Here is a 16,299-nt window from a genome sequence, read left to right as displayed (position 1 = left end):
GCTTCAGATCATCGTGATGTCCAGGTCACCCGCCGCGTACTGCTGGCGGATCACCTTCTTGTCGAACTTGCCGACGCTGGTCTTGGGCACCGCCCCGATGACCGTCCAGCGCTCCGGGAGCTGCCACTTGGCGATCTTCCCCTCCTCGGCGAGGAACGCGCGCAGAGCGGTGAAGTCGGTGGTGGCGCCCTCCTTCAGGACGACGGTGGCGAGCGGACGTTCGCCCCACTTGTCGTCCGGGACGGCGACGACCGCGGCCTCGGCGACGTCCGGGTGGGACATCAGGGCGTTCTCCAGGTCGACGGACGAGATCCACTCACCCCCGGACTTGATCACGTCCTTGGCACGGTCGGTGAGGGTGAGGAAGCCATCGGGGCTGATGGTGCCCACATCGCCGGTCTTGAGCCAGCCGTCCTCGCTGAACTTGTCGGAGGGGCGCAGGGGTTCGGCGTCCGGGCCGTTGTAGTACGCGCCCGCGATCCACGGTCCGCGCACCTCCAGCTCGCCCGCGGACTCGCCGTCCCAGGGCAGCCGCTCGCCGCCCGGCCCGGTGAGCCGGGCCTCGACGCTCGCCGGGAAGCGTCCCTGGGTGAGCCGGTAGGCGAACTCCTCGTCGGTGCCCACCGCGTGGGCCGGCGGCCTCGCCACCGTGCCGAGCGGGGAGGTCTCGGTCATGCCCCAGGCGTGGCAGACACGCATCCCGAGCTTGTCGAACGCCTCCATGAGCGAGGGCGGGCAGGCCGAGCCGCCGATGGTGACCTGGGTGAGGGACGAGACGTCGCGGGGCCTGGCGGTCAGCTCGGCGAGCAGCCCCTGCCAGATGGTGGGGACGGCGGCGGCGTGCGTCGGGCGCTCCCGCTCGATCATCTCGGCGAGCGGCGCGGCCTGCAGGAAGCGGTCCGGCATCAGGAGGTTGACGCCGGTCATGAAGGTGGCGTGCGGCAGGCCCCAGGCATTGACGTGGAACTGCGGGACCACGACGAGGGACGTGTCCTGGTCGGTCAGGCCCATCGACTGGGTCATGTTGACCTGCATGGAGTGCAGATAGATCGAGCGGTGGGAGTAGACGACGCCCTTGGGGTCGCCGGTGGTGCCGGAGGTGTAGCACATGGCGGCGGCCTGGCGCTCGTCCAGCTCCGGCCAGTCGTATGTCGTCGGCTTGCCCGCGATCAGCTCCTCGTACTCGTGGATCCGCGCGTGGGCGCCCTCGAGGACGGAACGGTCACCCGGTCCCGAGACCACGACATGCTCGACCGTCGGCATCTTCGACAGCAGGGGCGCGAGCAGCGGAAGGAGCGAGCCGTTGACGATGATCACGCGGTCGGCGGCGTGGTTGACGATCCACACCAGTTGCTCGGCGGGGAGGCGGAGGTTGAGCGTGTGCAGGACGGCCCCCATGGAGGGGATCGCGAAGTACGCCTCGACGTGCTCGGCGTTGTTCCACATCAGCGTCGCGACCCGGTCGTCACCCCGGACGCCGAGGTCGTCGTGGAGGGCATGGGCCAGTTGCACCGCGCGCGTGCCCGCCTCGGCGAAGGTCCTGCGGCGCGGCTCGCCCTCATCGGTCCAGGTGATGATCTGGGACTGCCCGTGCACCAGCACACCGTGCACAAGGATGCGGGTGACGGTCAGCGGTACGTCCTGCATGGTGCTCAGCACGGTGTCCTCCCGGGGCGACACTGCCTACGCGGTGGTAAGGGGTTGCGCAGATTCTGCGCACATACCACGTGGTATGTCACTAGGCCCCGGAGGGATCGATCAGCGTTCGTGACGTGATGTTCAACGCACGGGCTCCAGCTCCGGGTCCTCCCGGAGCTTGCCGAGTGCGCGGGACACCGCCGACTTGACCGTGCCGACGGAGACGCCGAGCACCTCCGCCGTCTGGGCCTCGCTGAGATCCTCGTAGTAGCGCAGGACCACCATCGCCCGCTGGCGCGTGGGCAGCTTCAGGATCGCCCGCCACATGGCGTCGTGCAGCGCCTGCTCCTCGGCCGGGTCCGTGGCCGGTGCGCCCTCCGGCTCGGGCAGCTCGTCGCAGACGAACTCGTCGACCTTGCGCTTGCGCCACTGCGACGTCCGCGTGTTGAGCAGCGCCCGGCGGACGTACCCGTCGAGCGCGCGGTGGTCCTCGATCCGCTCCCAGGCGACGTATGTCTTCGCCAGTGCGGTCTGCAGCAGGTCCTCGGCGTCGCTCGGGTTCGCGGTCAGCGACCGGGCGGTGCGCAGCAGCACCGGCTGGCGGGCCCTCACGTACGACGAGAACGACGGGTACGCAAGAGTCCGCCTCGCCGAGGCAGCGGCGTTCGAAGCGCTGGTGCAGACGGGTGTGGTCATGGCTCCACGCTAGGTTCGCCCCGTGTTCCGGCGGATCGCCCGCAGGTCCCGAAGCGGCCTCCGCCTCAGGTTGTAGGCGGGGGGCTGCCCCCACCTACTGGAGGTGGACGATCCTCTGCGCACCCCTGAGGGGCCGCCCCTGAGGAGTCCGCCCCTGAACGGACCGCGTCCGTTCACCGGTCCGCGGTCAGGACGAGGCCCGAGGTGGGGACGCCGGTGCCCGCGGTGACCAGGGCGCGGGCTGTGCCGGGTATCTGGTTCACCGCCGTGCCGCGCAGTTGGCGTACGGCCTCCGCGATGCCGTTCATCCCGTGCAGATACGCCTCCCCCAGCTGCCCTCCGTGGGTGTTCAGCGGCAGGCTCCGCGCGGCCACGAAGTCCGCCCCGGCGCCCGGCTCGCAGAACCCGAACTCCTCCAACTGCATCAGGACGAACGGGGTGAAATGGTCGTAGAGGATTCCCACATCGATGTCCGTGGGTCCCATCCCCGAGCTCCGCCACAGCTGGCGGGCCACCACACCCATCTCGGGCAGACCGGTCAGGTCGCCCCGGTAGAAACCGGTCATCTGCTCCTGGCCGCGGCCCGCACCCTGCGCGGCGGCCGCGATCACCGCCGGCGGGCGCGGCAGGTCCCTCGCCCGCTCCACGGAGGTGACCACCAGTGCCTGCCCCCCGTCCGTCTCCTGGCAGCAGTCGAGCAGCCTGAGCGGCTCCGCGATCCAGCGCGAGGCGGCGTGGTCGGCGAGCGTGACCGGTCTGCCGTGGAAGTACGCCGCCGGGTTCGTCGCCGCGTACGCGCGGTCCACGACGGCCACATGACCGAAGGCCTCGGGCGTCAGCCCGTAGGTGTGCAGATACCGCTGGGCCGCCATCGCCACCCAGGACGCCGGGGTGAGCAGCCCGAACGGCAGTGACCAGCCCAGCGCGGCCCCCTCCGCCGTCGGTTCGCGATGCTGCACCCCGGAGCCGAAGCGGCGGCCGGAGCGTTCGTTGAACGCGCGGTAGCACACCACGACCTCGGCCACCCCGGCCGCGACCGCGAGCGCCGCCTGCTGGACCGTCGCGCAGGCCGCCCCGCCCCCGTAGTGGATCCGGGAGAAGAAGGACAGCTCGCCGATCCCCGCCGCCTGGGCCACGGTGATCTCGGGGCTGGTGTCCATCGTGAACGTGACCATGCCGTCCACGTCCGCCGGCCGCAGCCCCGCGTCGTCCAGTGCGGCCCGCACCGCCTCCGCCGCCAGCCGCAGCTCACTGCGCCCCGAGTCCTTGGAGAACTCGGTGGCCCCGATCCCGACGATCGCCGCCCGTCCGCCGAGGGCGTCCTTCGTGCGCACGCTCATCCGGCACCTCCGCCCGGAGCGGTGACCACGACGGTACCGGTGACATGCCGGCCGATGCCGTTGGTCCCGACCACCTTCACGACGGCCGTGTCCCCGTCGGCCTCCTCCACTGTGCCGGTCAGCACCATCGTGTCGCCCGGATAGTTGGGAGCGCCGAGCCGTATGGCCACCCTGCGCAGGAGGGCGTCCGGGCCGAAGTGGTCCGTGACGTAGCGCCCGACCAGGCCGTTGGTCGTCAGGATGTTCATGAAGATGTCGGGGGAGCCCTTGTGACGGGCCAGCTCCGCGTCATGGTGCACGTCCTGGTAGTCGCGGGACGCGATGGCCCCGGCCACGATCAGCGTGCGCGTGATCTCGATCTCCAGCGGCGGCAGCTCGGTCCCCGCCCGCACCGCGCCGGCCCGCGGTCCACCGGCCTTCATACGGCCTCCTCCCCACTCACGATCAACTCCCCCAGCTCCTGGAGCACTTCGCTCCCGCACCCGAGATGGGCGTCCAGCTGCCGTCCCCACAGGAAGTGCCGGTGGACCGGATGCTCCAGATCGGCCCCGGCTCCGCCGTGCAGATGCTGGCCCGTGTGCACGACCCGGGCGCCCGCCTCCGACGCCCACCAGGCGGCGGTCAGCGCGTGCGTGGCGTACGGCAGGCCCGCGTCGCGGCGCCAGGCCGCCTCGTACGCCGTCACGCGGATCGACTCGGTGTCCATGTACGCGTCGGCGGCCCGGAGCTGGACCCCTTGTCTGGCGGCGAGCGGACGCCCGAACTGCTCCCGGGTGTTGGTGTGCGCCACGGCCCGCGCCAGCGAGCCCGCGCACACCCCCGCCTGCAGGCCCGCGAAGGCGGTACGCGCGGTGGCGAGCACGTCGGCGTACGCGTCCGGTTGCCCCAGGGGCTCCGCCGGGGCGGCATCCAGCGTCAGCCGCCCCGCCGCCCAGGGCGCCGTCGACTCCACCGGCTCGCATCGGGCATCGGCCGTCCGCACCAGCCACAGCCGCCGCCGGCCGTCCCCCACGAGCACATGCGTCGCGTCCCTCAGCCAGGGCACGAGGGGCACCGTGCCGGTCAGCTCCCCGCGGGCATCCGCCCGTACGCCCCCGGTGGACGGCAGCGCCCCGGTCACCACCACCGCACCGTCCCCGATCGCCGGCAGCAGCCGCTCCCGTTGCTCCGCCGAGCCGTGCGCGGCCACCGCCAGCAGCCCGTACGCACAGCTCACCGCGAAGGGGACCTGCGCCGTCGTCCGTCCCTGCTCCTCCAGGAGGAGCACCAGGCCGAGCAGGCCGACGTCCGCCACCGCCGCGACCAGCCCGGCCGCGCACAGCTCCTTCCACAGCTCGGCGTCGCTGCCGGTGCCCGCCGCCGACAGTCGCTCCGGTGTCGAGAGGTCGCCGAAGATCCGCGCGGCGAGATCCCGGGCCGCCGCCTGCTCCTCGGTGGGCGTGAAGTCCATGTCAGCGCCCACCGCCCCGCTGCCCGTCACCGTCGGAGAGGCCGGCCGCCACGGCCGACACGCCCGTGCCGGAGCCAGGACCGGGACCGGAGCCAGGGCCGACACCGGAGCCGGGACCGGGACCGGAGCCGGGACCGGAGCCGGGACCGGAGCCGGGACCGGAGCCGGCTCCGGGCGTCTCCGGTGCCTCGTCCGGCCGGAAGACCGGGAGCTCCAACTCCTCGTCGTACCGCACGAACGCGAGGCGCACGGGCATGCCGATGCGCACCTTGTCGTACGGCACCCCGATGACGTTGCTGACGATCCGGACGCCCTCGGCCAGCTCGATCAGGCCGACCGCGTAGGGAGGGTCGAAGGCGGGGAAGGGCGGATGGTGCATGACGACGTACGAGTAGACCGTCCCCTCGCCGCTCGCCTCGACCGTGTCCCATTCCCCACAGCCGCACGCGTTGCACCCCGGCAGCCAGGGGAAGCGCAGGGTCCGGCAGGCGGCGCACCGCTGGATCAGCAACCGGTGCCGGCCGACCCCCTCCCAGAATCCCGCGTTGTCCCGGTTGATCACCGGTCGGGGCCGTCTACCGCCGGACTTCCCGCGCGTGGGTGCGGACGCCGCTGCCGCGGAGGCCGCGGATGCCGCGGATGCCGCGGGGGCCGGCGTCGCGGGGGCCGGCGTCGCGGGCGCGTACTTGAGGATCCGGAACCGGTGGGTCCCCACCGGCTCCCCGCCAACGCGGACGTCCATCCGGGTCGTGACGAAGTACCCCGTGCCGAGCTTCGTCCGCTTCCGGCCGGAGACGGACTCGATCACCGCGTCGAACGTGACCTCGTCGCCGGGCCGCAGCGGGCGCAGGTACTCCTGCTCGCAGTCGGTGGCGACGACCGACGCGCAGCCGGCCTCGTCGAGCAGTCCGAGCAGCTCGCCGTACGCCTCCGTGCGCCCCTCGTGACCGGAGAGGCCGCCCATCGTCCACACCTGCAGCATGGTGGGCGGGGCGATCGCGTCCGGGCCGGTGTACGCGGGATGCCCGTCGCCCATCGCCTCGCACCAGTGGCGGATCATCGGCTCGTTGACCCGGTCCTTGCCGACGCCCGCGACCGCGGCCGGCCGTCCCTCGTACGTCTTCAGCCGCGCGGCGAACTCCGCCTCCGCCTGCGCCTCCGTACTCACTGCGCCGCTCATCGCCGCCCCCTCCGCATCCCGAGCCGCATCGTCGCGACGATCTCCCGCTGCACCTCGCTCACTCCGCCCCCGAACGTGTTGATCTGTGCCGCCCGGTTGAGCCGCTCCAGCTCGCCGTCCCCGAACACCCCGGGTGAGCCGGCCCGCACCAGCGCCTGCACCCCGACGATCTCCTGACACAGGCGATACGTCGCGACAGTCGATTCCGTTCCCGCGAACTTCACCCCGCTGGCGTCACCGGGCGCCAGCCGGCCCGCCCCCACATCTCCCACCAGACGCCAGCTGAGCAGGCGGTTCGCCGCCAGCCGGGCGTGCACCTCGGCCAGCCGGGAACGCACCCACGGCTCGTCGATCCGGCGCCGCCCCGTCACCGGATCAGGGGTACGCGCCGCCTGCAGCGCGGCCGCGTAGAAGTCCTCCGCCTGCAGGCCGAGCGCGGCGAGCGCCACCCGCTCGTGGTTGAGCTGGCTGGTGATGAGCCGCCAGCCGCCGTTCTCCTCGCCGACTAGGTTCGCCGCCGGAACGGTGACCCCGTCGTAGTAGGTGGCCGTCGTCATCAGCCCGCCCACGGTCTCGATCGGCGTCCAGGAGAACCCGGGGGCGTCGGTCGGGACGAGGAGGATCGAGATGCCCTCGTGCCGGGGTGCGTCGGGATCCGTACGGCAGGCGAGCCATATCCAGTCGGCGTGCTGGGCGTTGGAGGTGAAGATCTTCTGGCCGTCGATCCGCCACCGCCCCGCGTCCGGACCGTCGGACCGTTCGTCGTGGGACTCCGCGCCGGCCCCACCGGGGCGGCTGTCCGCACCGCCGGCCGCACCGCCGTCCCCGGCCACCCGCACGGCCCGGGTCCGCAACGACGCCAGGTCCGTCCCGGCCGACGGCTCGCTGTAACCGATCGCGAACACGGTCTCACCGCTGAGGATCCGCGGCAGGAAGTACGCCTTCTGCTCCTCGCTCCCGTACGCCATCAGCGTCGGGCCGACGGTGTTCAGGGTGACCATCGACACCGGGGCACCCGCGCGGTACGCCTCGTCGAAGAACACGAACTGCTCGTCCGCGCCGCGCCCCTGACCGCCGTACGCGACGGGCCAGCCGAGACCGAGCAGACCGTCGGCGCCGATCCGGCGCAGCAGCGCCCGGCGGCGGGCGCCGTCGTCGGCGGGCGGCGGCCCGTCCGGCATGAGTTCGCGGAAGTAGGTGCGCAGTTCGGCGCGCAGCCGCTGCTGGCGCTCGGTGGGGGCGAGGTGCACGGCGGAGGCCTCCCGGACCTCGTACGACGAGGGGATCGCGAACGACCGAGGAGTTTCTGACTGTCCGTCAGATAAGGGCCGCTGTCAAGGTCCCCGCACCCCGGGACCTCCGCGCCGGGTGACCCGCGGGCACGCGCGCGCGGGCACGGACATCGAGAAGCGTCCGCGCGGCGGCACCGGAGTACCGCCGCGCGGACGTCTGTGACCTGGAAAGCACACCCCGGAAGGGCGTGTCGGACGTCAGGGCCGACGGCGACGCATCGGCCCCTCGCTCACCACAGGTGGGTGAAGTGGATGACCACGTTCTCGCTCCTCTGGTTGATGGAGGTGAACGCGGAGCGGTTCACCTGGGCCGTGTTGTTCTGGTTCGAGGCACCGGAGCCGACCGCCTGCTGCTGCGTGGTGGACGAATTGCCGTGATTGTTGTGCCCGACCCCGCTGCGACTCACGCCCGCGACGGCCGCGTTCGATCCGTCGTCCGCGAACGCGCCGGTGTCCGCCGAGGCGACGCCCGCGAAGAGGGCGGCGGCGAGCGGCAGAGCCGTGACGGCGGCGAGGACGCGGGCGGTACGGATGCTTGCCATGTGATTCCTCCAGAACCCGGTGGGGTACCGGCCTGTTTCGCCGGGATGTACATGAAGTACCGCTTGCTCCAAGGCAGTTGGCCGACGGCCTTGGACGGTGTACGACGTCGCGCCTTCAGAGTTGCCCACCGGCTCCCACCGAATCACCCCTTAAGCCGTGATTCGCTCTCAAGCGTGAGGACATGCAGATAAACCCCTTTAGATGAGCTTCGTCGCCCATACCCATAGGACATAGCCGATACAGACCCGATCGGGGCGATACCCTCCAAGCACGCCAAGGGCTGAAGCGCTTCGGCACCCCACCGCCCCGCCCCTTCCCTCCACCACCCCACCCCTTCCCTTTTTCGAACGTGCGTACGAAAATGGAGGGCATGGCCACCATCGACCGGCAGGCCACCACCTTGGCCCTGGCCCATGCGCTGTCCGCCGCGGAGCGCGGACTGGCGGTGATCCCGCTGTCCCGGACGAAGCTGCCGGCCCTGCGCTCCCCCCACCGCGACGACCCCGATCCATCGGCCCGCGCCTGTCACGGCGAATGCGGCCGCGTCGGGCACGGGGTGTACGACGCCACGACCGACCCGCGCCGCATTCGCGAGCTGTTCGCCGCCGCTCCCTGGGCCACCGGCTACGGCATCGCCTGCGGTCTGCACCCCCACCACCTCATCGGCATCGATCTCGACACCAAGTCCGGAACCGACTCCTCCGCGGCCCTGCGCGAACTCGCGCTGCGCCATCTGTTCACCCTCCCCGAGACCGTGGTCGTACTGACCCCGAGCGGCGGCCGCCATCTGTGGCTGAGCGGCCCGCCGGACGTCGTCGTGCCCAACTCGGCGAGCCGGCTGGCCCCCGGTATCGACGTCCGGGGCGCCGGCGGATATCTGGTCGGCCCCGGTTCACGCACGGAACACGGCACCTACCGCACGGCACCGGGCACCGCCCAGCTGCCTCCGGCGCCCTGCCCGCCCGCACTGCTGCGCCTGCTCACGCCTCCGCCGCGCCACGCCCGTCACACCACGCCCGCATCGACGGGGCGGCACGGCCAGGGCCTGGTGCACTTCGTGCTCGCCGCGCACGAGGGCCAGCGCAACACCCGCCTCTTCTGGGCCGCCTGCCGGGCGTACGAGAACGGGATCGGCCCCGAGCTGACCCCCGCGCTGATCGACGCGGCGATGCGCACCGGTCTGACGGAACGCGAGGCCCGCTCGACGATCGCGTCGGCCGCCCGGATGACCGGGCAGCGGCTCTGAGCGCGGCGCGGCGCCGACCGGTGGGGACGCCGGGAGGCACGCGCATGCCGGCGGGAACCGGCTCACCCGGACAGGGAATGACCCCTCGACGGAATCGGCCACCGTCACCGGCCGCCTTCCCCAAAGCCCTGGGCCGTCCCTTTCCGGAATGCACGCCAAGCCCGACTTGTGCTGCATGACCAGCGTTTTACGCATGAAACGGAGCGCAGAGACCGCCCGAAGGTGAGGAAACGGTCACCGCCGGTAGCTCCAGTGACGCTTGTGACGCCCAGTCCGATGTGTCAGACATGGGGAATCTGCATGCGACTGATGCCGGTGGTGCGGATATCGCGAAGAAAGCGGTGGGCCATGTGATGGCCTTCCCCCCGACATGGCGGAAAGCGATGAATTCCTTACACGAGCGACGCGTAAGGGACTGCACGCAGTCAACGTGCGAACTTGGAGGTTTCGCGTGCGACCGTTCACCCTCAACTACGCCTTCCCGAAGGTGCTTCCGGCCGTGGTGACGCCGTACCGCTTCGACGAGTCGCGTCAACTGAACGTGCTTCCCGACGGCCGCCCGGCCGTCAGCGATCCCGACCTTCTCCTGGCGGTCGGCACGACGACGTCCACCGCGGGCTCCCAGACACATTTCGACGACTGACCGACGACCCGCAAGCGAATGACCGTACTGATCCTCACGTCCGAGGAGGACGTGACCGCCGACATGGTGGTCGCCCGGCTGCACGAGACGGGGACCCCCGTCATGCGGCTCGACCCGGCCGACCTGCCGGGCAAGGCCGTGCTGTCCGCCGACTACGCCTACGGCGACTTCGAGGGCCACCTGTCGGTGAACGGGCATGTGCTCAGCATGGGGGGCCTGCGTTCCGTATGGGTGCGCAGACCCGGCGAACCGGCGGCGCGAGCGGCACACCCCTCGCCGTGGCTGACCGCCGAGACCCGTCAGGCACTGTATGGAATGCTCTACTCCGCCCCTGCCCGCTGGATGAACCATCCATGCAACGCCGACCGCGCCCGCCTGAAACCCTGGCAGTTGAGGATCGCTCACCTCAGCGGGTTCGCCGTACCGCCCACGGTCTTCACCACCGCCCCGCGCCTGGCGCAGCAGTTCGCCGAGGAGCACACGAACGTGGTGGTGAAGTCCGCCTCGGGGCCGCCCCCCGGTGATCCCGGGCTGGCCCTGCCCACGACCCTGATCGGCCCCGGCGCGGACTTCTCCGCCGTCGCGGCCGGCCCCGCGCTGCTGCAGCGGTACGTACCGAAGCGCGCGGACATCCGCCTGACCTGTGTCGGTGGCCGGCTGTTCGCCGCGCGGAAGACGGCCGGGCCCGGCCAGGTCGACGGGCGATACGGCGACACCGAGCACGCCTGGGAGGCGGTCCTGGTGCCCGAACGCATCGGCAGGTCGGTGCACGAGTACCTCACCCTCGCCGGACTGGCCTACGCCGCCTTCGACTTCGCTGAGGACGAGGACGGCGTCTGGTGGTTCCTCGAGTGCAACCAGGGCGGCCAGTTCGGTTTCATCGAGCTGCAGACCGGCCAGCCGATCTCGGAGGCGGTCGCCCTGTGGCTGTCACAGGGCAAGGCCCGTACACCGCTACATCAGCCGTCGGCCGGTGCCGGGCCCGTATAGGGCGGTCCGCGCCCACCGGGCGCTGTCGGTGGCGGTGTCCGCTCGAGCGCCGGACCGATGATGCCGAGGCGGTGCTTTCCCCTCGAACAGTCGGCCGCTTCTCTCCAGTGAAACCGCCTGCCGGCAATCTTCTGCTTTTGCCTTTGAGGCAAATTCTCGACCGGAAGGACTCTTATCGAGCGATTCCCCTTCATACTGCGGAAGCTCGTCCCTCCCCATGGGGCTCGAGCCCCCGCACTGGGGAATGTGGTTTAGAAAGGAAACCTCGATGGCCCGTGACTCAGGCTCCGGTCGGACCCGCCACCGCGTGCTGATCGTCGGTGGAGGCACCGCCGGCATCACCACCGCTGCCCGGCTGCGGCGCGCAGGCGTGACCGACATCGCGCTGCTCGACCCCACCGACACCCACTGGTACCAGCCACTGTGGACGCTGGTCGGCGGGGGCCAGGCCCCGCTGGAGACCACTCGCCGTTCCGAGGCTTCGGTCATGCCCAAGGGCGTGAACTGGATACGCGAGGCAGCCACCGCCGTCGACCCCGAGGCGCAGACCGTCACCACCTCCACGGGTCGCACCATCGGCTACGACTACCTCGTGATGGCCCCCGGGATGCAGCTGGACTGGGGCAAGGTCCCCGGTCTGGAGGAGACCATCGGGAAGAACAACGTCGCCAGCAACTACTCCCATGAGTACGCCCCCCACACCTGGGAGCTCATCAAGAAGACCCGTTCGGGCACCGCGGTGTTCACCCAGCCCGCCGGCATGATCAAATGCGGTGGCGCTCCGCAGAAGATCGCCTATCTGGCCTGCGACTACTGGCGCAAGCAGGGCGTGCTCGACCGCATCCGGGTCATCCTCGTGCTGCCCGGCGATTCCATGTTCGGGGTGCCGGTCTGGCGCCGCGTTCTGGAAAAGGTCGCAGCCCGCTACGGCATCGAGGTGCGTTTCAGCTCTGAGATGGTCGCCATCGACGGCCCCGCCGGCAGGGTGACCATCGCCGACCGCGCCGCCGGCACCGAGGAGACCCTCGACTACGCCATGGTCCACGCGGTTCCGCCGATGAGCGCCCCGGACTGGGTCAAGGCCGGCCCGCTGTCCGACGGGACCCCCGTCGGCTACATCTCGGTCGACAAGCACTCCCTCCAGCACACCCGCTACAAGAACGTCTTCGCTCTGGGCGACGCCGCCAACCTGCCCACGGCGCGGACCGGTGCCGCCGTACGCAAGCAGGCTCCCACCGTGGTCGCCAACATGCTGGCCGAGATGAAGGGCGAGAGCCGGGCTCCGAAGAGCTACGACGGTTACACCTCGTGTCCGCTGGTCACGGCGCGCAACAAGATGCTGCTCGCCGAGTTCGACTACGAGCCGAAGCCCGTCCCCAGCATGCCGTTCATCAACACCACCAAGGAGCGCACCGACATGTGGGTGCTCAAGCGTTACGGTCTGCCCGTCCTCTACTGGCACGGCATGCTCAAGGGCCGCGCCTGACCGCACGCATCCTGCCGCCTCGCCCCGCGCTCACGTCACCGGCGGCGCCGATCGTCGGCGCCGCCGGCGGCACCCGCGCAGCGCGAGGCGGCAGCCGCGCGGAGCCGGCAGGGCCACCGGCCGTGGTCCGGATCACCGGGGGGACAGGCCTGCTCCATCGGCTTGGACATCGACCGCAGATCGTGGGACACGGCGCGAACCGGCCCATGCACGGGCGCGTCTGTCAGCGTCCTGAGCTCGTCGGGCTGCACGCAGGCCCCGCGCTCGGCAAGGTGCAGGCCGGCGGCCGTCACGTCGATGACCGCGAGGTCGGTGATGATGCGGTCGCCGACGGCCGCGCCGGTGAGCGGGAGAGTGCTCTCGTCAGGATCTTCGGTGTGCCGTCCTCGGCGACATGATCCACGAGGACGATGACCCGGCGGGTCAAGGACGAGGTCCATGGCCCGCCCATCTCTTCGCGGCGGTTCTCAGGGGACGGCTCGGCGTGCCGTCAGGCTCCGATCCGTCGACCGTGCCGTTCGGCAGAGGCGATCACGGCGGAGACGACGGCGGTCACGACCAGGCTCCCCATCATGACCATGCCCACGCCGACCACGAAGAGGCCGCTGGAATCGTCCGACCAGTCGCCGTAGGCGGCAACGGTCAGGCCGGTCGTGGTGCCCAGCACGGCGCCTGCGATGTAGCGCCGGGATGCCGCCCAGTACACCGGTGCCAGCAACGTCAGCACCAGCCCGATCACCTGCCACGCCTCGTACGGGCCGGTCGTCGTACCGTCCGGCTGCACATCGCGATGCTGGTCCCACCCCAGCCAGGCAGCCCACACCACCAGCGATACGCAGGTCAGCACGAGGATCGACAACAGCTGGAGAGCGGGCTTCCTCAGTCCTTGGCGCATGTCCCAAGCGTTGCGGCTCACCCCACCGCCGACCAGAGCGCACATACTCAGCCCCCACCCGAGTACCTGAGCACACCGCCTGTGCATGGGCGGCAAGTTTCCGTACGCGTAGGTGGGGCCCCGTCCTCTCACCGACGGGCCTCACCCCGGCGTGCCGGAAAGGGTCCGGCAAGAAAGACACCCCTGACCATATAGCCTGGTCAGGGGCCGCTCGCCTGCGCGGTGGGTGTGGGATGTGAACCCACGGCGGCTCGCGCCACGACGGTTTTCAAGATCTTTCGGCAATCACGGCTGCCGAGCCCGGGCGGACACGCGCTCGACCGACGAGGCGGGGAGGGCAGAACACGCGTCCGGGAGCCGGCTTGTGCCGCCCAAGACGATCACTTGGAAGGCAGCGCCGGCGTAGGCGGTCACGAAGCGGGAGATCCTGCGGATGCTGCGCATGGTAAGTCACCTGCCTGTTCGGGTCTGTAGGGCCGGTTCTTCGAGTACGCGCTCGGGCGTCACCAGTCGAGGGCGTCGTCCATCGACTGCTGCCAGTACGTGGCCTTGAGCGAGTCGTCGACGTAGACACCCGTCGCGGGCAGTGTCGGGTGAGCGCCCGCGCCGACACTCGCGTTGCCGGAGCGACCGCGGAAGTAGACGGTCAGCGAGTTCACGGTGTGGCCGTTCGAGCCGCTGCCGTCGGCGGCGGACAGGTTCACCGAGGCGTAGCCGGACTCGCCCGGCTCCAGCGTGACCACCGCCTGCGGCTGCGAGTCCTCGATGACCGGAGGCACGGCCTGGGCCTCGCCGAAGCGGACGGCGGGATAGCCGTAGAGGTAGCAGCTCTTGCCGCCGGTGTTGGTCACGGTGAGCAGCAGGTGGTTCACGGGGCGGTTCAGCGGGGCCGCGACCGTCTTGGTGTTGGACGCCTCGCAGGTGACCGGCTTGCCGGAGGGGACAGGCGCTTTCGACGCAGAGGTGGCAGAGGTGTCCGCGGCGGGCCTTGCGGTGCCGTCGGCGGTCCCTGCCCCCCGGGAGGAGAAGTCTGAGCCGGAGCCGGAAGACGAAGTACTGGACGGCAAAGGGCCGGAGGACGAGTTCACGGTCGGTGTGGTGGCCGCCGAGGCGCCCTCGTCGTGGACGCCTGTGCCGTCGCTGCACGCGGTCAGGGAGAGCGCGGCGAGAACGACGGTCGCGGCGGCGCCGACGAGACGAGTGCGGTAGGTGCGGAGGTCGGACATGTGGCCGTGCCCTTCGGTGTTCGGATGCGGGTAGTGATTGGATGACCGAAGCTTGTGAGGCGATCTGTCCCAACCGCCACACCCGGCGGGCAGTTGGGGATGCTGGAACGGCGGAATGCGCTCTGACCAGGGAGAAAGCAGTGGCCCTGGAACGCGGGACTGGAACACGAGAGGATGGGGAACGGGTGCCAGGGGCGACAGGGGCCGGCGGAACGGAGGCCTTCGCGCGGCTGCTGCGGGAACTCAAGGACCGCTCGGGACTGAGCTACGGAGCCCTCGCCAAGCGGCTGCACATGAGCACGTCGACGCTGCACCGCTACTGCAACGGCACAGCGGTGCCCATCGAGTACGCACCTGTGGAGCGCCTCGCAAGGGTCTGCCGCGCGACGCCGGACGAGCTGGTCGAGTTGCACCGGCGCTGGGTCCTGGCGGACGCGGCAAGAGGGAGCAGGGCGGATCAGGTCGCGGCGACGGGTTCGGCTCAGAGGGCCGGTTCGGCTCAGAGGGCCGGTTCGGCTGATGCGGCGGCGCAAACGGTCGACGAGGTGGAACCAGGATCGCCGGCACCGCACGGACGCGGCGAGGCCGAGGACGACGAACCGGCCGTCCTCGATGTGCCGCGCCGACTCGCACCGCCACGCCGTAGCGTGCTGATCGCCTCCCTCGCGGTGGTCGCCGTGCTGGGAGCCGTCGTGCTCACCGTGCGTCCGTTCGCCGCCGGAAAGGACACGGGCGGCCGGCAGGCGGCCGGTGCCACCGCCACGACCACCGGCACGGCGGACGCCGGGAAGCCGTCCGCCTCCCCGTCCCCGAGCGCGAAGGGACACGAACCGTCCGCATCGGCCTCCGCCGGCGCCACCGAGTCCGGGGGGCCCGGCACCCCGAAGGACGGCGGCAAGCAGGGCGGGGCCCTCGGCACCGACGGCAGCGCCGCCGACGCCCTCCCGCTCAACGTCGGCACCCGTCCCTACGTCTACGACGACCCGTGCAGCCAGCACTTCCTCGTCAACAGCGAACCCGAGCAGGTCGGCCCGCCGGCGAGCGAGCAGGACGCACCGCGCTGGGCCGCCGCGTACGGGGCGGTGTCCTCGGCCGATCAGGAGATCGCCCTCACCGTCCAGGGCACCGGCGAGGACACCGTCGTCCTGGAGGCGTTGCACGTGCGCGTCCTCAGCAAGGGCGCGCCACTCGCCTGGAACGACTACTCGATGGGCGTCGGCTGCGGCGGCAACGTCGACACGAAGTCGTTCGACATCGACCTCGACAACGGCAGTCCCACGGTCACCGTCAAGAACGGCCAGCGCGACTTCCCGTACAAGGTCAGCGAGTCCGACCCGGAGGTCTTCTACGTCACCGCCCACACCAAGGCCCACGACGTTCGCTGGGACCTCACCCTTGACTGGTCCAGCGGCAGCCGCCGCGGCACCGTCCACATCGACAACGACGGCACGCCGTTCCGCACCAGCGCCGACGTGGGCCGCCCGGGCTACGACTACCCGCTCGGCGGCAGCGAGTGGATCAAACGGGACAGCTGACAGAAGGACAGCCGCTCATGCACGGGGGCCGGCCTGAGTGCGAGCGCGAGAACCGCACTACGATCGTGTGGACCCGGCACTCCCGAGCGGTGGGCCGCCGGCAGGGTCGAAGGAGATGGCACCGGAGATCATGCGGTGC

16 protein-coding genes are annotated in these 16,299 nt (G+C 71.0%); 5 read left to right on the top strand and 11 right to left on the bottom strand.

The window, feature by feature from the left end; translation table 11 throughout:
* Window positions 1-3: 3 nt before the first annotated feature.
* From ACZ79I_RS20470 to ACZ79I_RS20435, 8 genes are all read right to left on the bottom strand, one after another.
* On the bottom strand, window positions 4-1,680 hold the full coding sequence (locus ACZ79I_RS20470) for a long-chain fatty acid--CoA ligase (protein ID WP_471498947.1): 1,677 nt from the start codon (window positions 1,678-1,680) through the stop codon (window positions 4-6).
* 99 nt (window positions 1,681-1,779) lie between these two features.
* On the bottom strand, window positions 1,780-2,334 hold the full coding sequence (locus ACZ79I_RS20465; protein WP_471498946.1) for a SigE family RNA polymerase sigma factor: 555 nt from the start codon (window positions 2,332-2,334) through the stop codon (window positions 1,780-1,782).
* 173 nt (window positions 2,335-2,507) lie between these two features.
* Window positions 2,508-3,674 carry a lipid-transfer protein gene (locus ACZ79I_RS20460; protein ID WP_471498945.1) on the bottom strand — a complete coding sequence of 389 codons (1,167 nt, stop codon included), beginning with the start codon at window positions 3,672-3,674 and terminating at the stop codon, window positions 2,508-2,510.
* Complete coding sequence (locus ACZ79I_RS20455; RefSeq protein ID WP_471498944.1) at window positions 3,671-4,096, bottom strand: MaoC family dehydratase; 426 nt, start codon at window positions 4,094-4,096, stop codon at window positions 3,671-3,673. Before ACZ79I_RS20455 ends, ACZ79I_RS20460 begins: the two co-directional genes overlap by 4 nt.
* A complete protein-coding gene (locus ACZ79I_RS20450) occupies window positions 4,093-5,124 on the bottom strand; it encodes an acyl-CoA dehydrogenase family protein (RefSeq protein ID WP_471498943.1) in 1,032 nt (343 codons plus the stop codon). Before ACZ79I_RS20450 ends, ACZ79I_RS20455 begins: the two co-directional genes overlap by 4 nt.
* Before the next feature lies 1 nt (window position 5,125).
* Window positions 5,126-6,304, bottom strand: coding sequence for a bifunctional MaoC family dehydratase N-terminal/OB-fold nucleic acid binding domain-containing protein (locus ACZ79I_RS20445; protein ID WP_471498942.1), 1,179 nt, complete (start codon window positions 6,302-6,304; stop codon window positions 5,126-5,128).
* Complete coding sequence (locus ACZ79I_RS20440) at window positions 6,301-7,554, bottom strand: acyl-CoA dehydrogenase family protein (RefSeq protein WP_471498941.1); 1,254 nt, start codon at window positions 7,552-7,554, stop codon at window positions 6,301-6,303. The genes ACZ79I_RS20445 and ACZ79I_RS20440 overlap by 4 nt, the downstream gene beginning before the upstream one ends.
* A gap of 272 nt (window positions 7,555-7,826) precedes the next feature.
* Complete coding sequence (locus ACZ79I_RS20435) at window positions 7,827-8,138, bottom strand: hypothetical protein (RefSeq protein WP_388366031.1); 312 nt, start codon at window positions 8,136-8,138, stop codon at window positions 7,827-7,829.
* A gap of 371 nt (window positions 8,139-8,509) precedes the next feature.
* Here ACZ79I_RS20435 and ACZ79I_RS20430 point away from each other — a divergent pair, with 371 nt between their 5' ends.
* The 4 genes from ACZ79I_RS20430 to ACZ79I_RS20415 all read left to right on the top strand — a co-directional run bounded on the left by ACZ79I_RS20430 (window position 8,510) and on the right by ACZ79I_RS20415 (window position 12,504).
* Window positions 8,510-9,385 carry a bifunctional DNA primase/polymerase gene (locus ACZ79I_RS20430; RefSeq protein ID WP_471498940.1) on the top strand — a complete coding sequence of 292 codons (876 nt, stop codon included), beginning with the start codon at window positions 8,510-8,512 and terminating at the stop codon, window positions 9,383-9,385.
* 451 nt (window positions 9,386-9,836) lie between these two features.
* Window positions 9,837-10,028, top strand: coding sequence for a putative ATP-grasp-modified RiPP (gene tgmA / locus ACZ79I_RS20425; protein ID WP_388366037.1), 192 nt, complete (start codon window positions 9,837-9,839; stop codon window positions 10,026-10,028).
* Window positions 10,029-10,046: 18 nt separating this feature from the next.
* Window positions 10,047-11,018: an ATP-grasp ribosomal peptide maturase gene (gene tgmB, locus ACZ79I_RS20420; RefSeq protein WP_471498939.1), complete on the top strand. Its 972-nt coding sequence runs from the start codon at window positions 10,047-10,049 to the stop codon at window positions 11,016-11,018.
* Window positions 11,019-11,286: 268 nt separating this feature from the next.
* On the top strand, window positions 11,287-12,504 hold the full coding sequence (locus ACZ79I_RS20415; protein ID WP_471498938.1) for an NAD(P)/FAD-dependent oxidoreductase: 1,218 nt from the start codon (window positions 11,287-11,289) through the stop codon (window positions 12,502-12,504).
* A 35-nt stretch (window positions 12,505-12,539) separates the two neighbouring features.
* On the opposite strand, the gene ACZ79I_RS20410 is transcribed toward ACZ79I_RS20415, so the two are convergent.
* The 3 genes from ACZ79I_RS20410 to ACZ79I_RS20400 all read right to left on the bottom strand — a co-directional run bounded on the left by ACZ79I_RS20410 (window position 12,540) and on the right by ACZ79I_RS20400 (window position 14,625).
* On the bottom strand, window positions 12,540-12,944 hold the full coding sequence (locus ACZ79I_RS20410) for a hypothetical protein (protein WP_471498937.1): 405 nt from the start codon (window positions 12,942-12,944) through the stop codon (window positions 12,540-12,542).
* Window positions 12,945-12,994: 50 nt separating this feature from the next.
* The gene (locus ACZ79I_RS20405) at window positions 12,995-13,399 is read right to left on the bottom strand and encodes a hypothetical protein (RefSeq protein ID WP_471498936.1); all 405 of its coding nucleotides are present in this window, start codon (window positions 13,397-13,399) and stop codon (window positions 12,995-12,997) included.
* Window positions 13,400-13,902: 503 nt separating this feature from the next.
* Entirely contained in the window at window positions 13,903-14,625 is a 723-nt protein-coding gene (locus ACZ79I_RS20400; protein WP_471498935.1) for a DUF4232 domain-containing protein, read from the bottom strand.
* Window positions 14,626-14,810: 185 nt separating this feature from the next.
* On the opposite strand from ACZ79I_RS20400, the gene ACZ79I_RS20395 reads away from it, so the two are divergent.
* Window positions 14,811-16,160, top strand: coding sequence for a helix-turn-helix domain-containing protein (locus ACZ79I_RS20395; protein WP_471498934.1), 1,350 nt, complete (start codon window positions 14,811-14,813; stop codon window positions 16,158-16,160).
* The last annotated feature ends 139 nt before the right edge of the window (window positions 16,161-16,299 follow it).

The organism is Streptomyces sp. PSU-S4-23, from assembly GCF_055632315.1.
This window is presented reverse-complemented; position numbering and strand designations above follow the sequence as displayed.

Coding starts and splice junctions, on each gene's coding strand:
- ACZ79I_RS20465 (WP_471498946.1), bottom strand. CDS start 2,334: ATGACCACACCCGTCTGCACCAGCGCTTCGAACGCCGCTGCCTCGGCG.
- ACZ79I_RS20460 (WP_471498945.1), bottom strand. CDS start 3,674: ATGAGCGTGCGCACGAAGGACGCCCTCGGCGGACGGGCGGCGATCGTC.
- ACZ79I_RS20455 (WP_471498944.1), bottom strand. CDS start 4,096: ATGAAGGCCGGTGGACCGCGGGCCGGCGCGGTGCGGGCGGGGACCGAG.
- ACZ79I_RS20450 (WP_471498943.1), bottom strand. CDS start 5,124: ATGGACTTCACGCCCACCGAGGAGCAGGCGGCGGCCCGGGATCTCGCC.
- ACZ79I_RS20445 (WP_471498942.1), bottom strand. CDS start 6,304: ATGAGCGGCGCAGTGAGTACGGAGGCGCAGGCGGAGGCGGAGTTCGCC.
- ACZ79I_RS20435 (WP_388366031.1), bottom strand. CDS start 8,138: ATGGCAAGCATCCGTACCGCCCGCGTCCTCGCCGCCGTCACGGCTCTG.
- ACZ79I_RS20430 (WP_471498940.1), top strand. CDS start 8,510: ATGGCCACCATCGACCGGCAGGCCACCACCTTGGCCCTGGCCCATGCG.
- tgmB (WP_471498939.1), top strand. CDS start 10,047: ATGACCGTACTGATCCTCACGTCCGAGGAGGACGTGACCGCCGACATG.
- ACZ79I_RS20415 (WP_471498938.1), top strand. CDS start 11,287: ATGGCCCGTGACTCAGGCTCCGGTCGGACCCGCCACCGCGTGCTGATC.
- ACZ79I_RS20410 (WP_471498937.1), bottom strand. CDS start 12,944: ATGGACCTCGTCCTTGACCCGCCGGGTCATCGTCCTCGTGGATCATGT.
- ACZ79I_RS20405 (WP_471498936.1), bottom strand. CDS start 13,399: ATGCGCCAAGGACTGAGGAAGCCCGCTCTCCAGCTGTTGTCGATCCTC.
- ACZ79I_RS20400 (WP_471498935.1), bottom strand. CDS start 14,625: ATGTCCGACCTCCGCACCTACCGCACTCGTCTCGTCGGCGCCGCCGCG.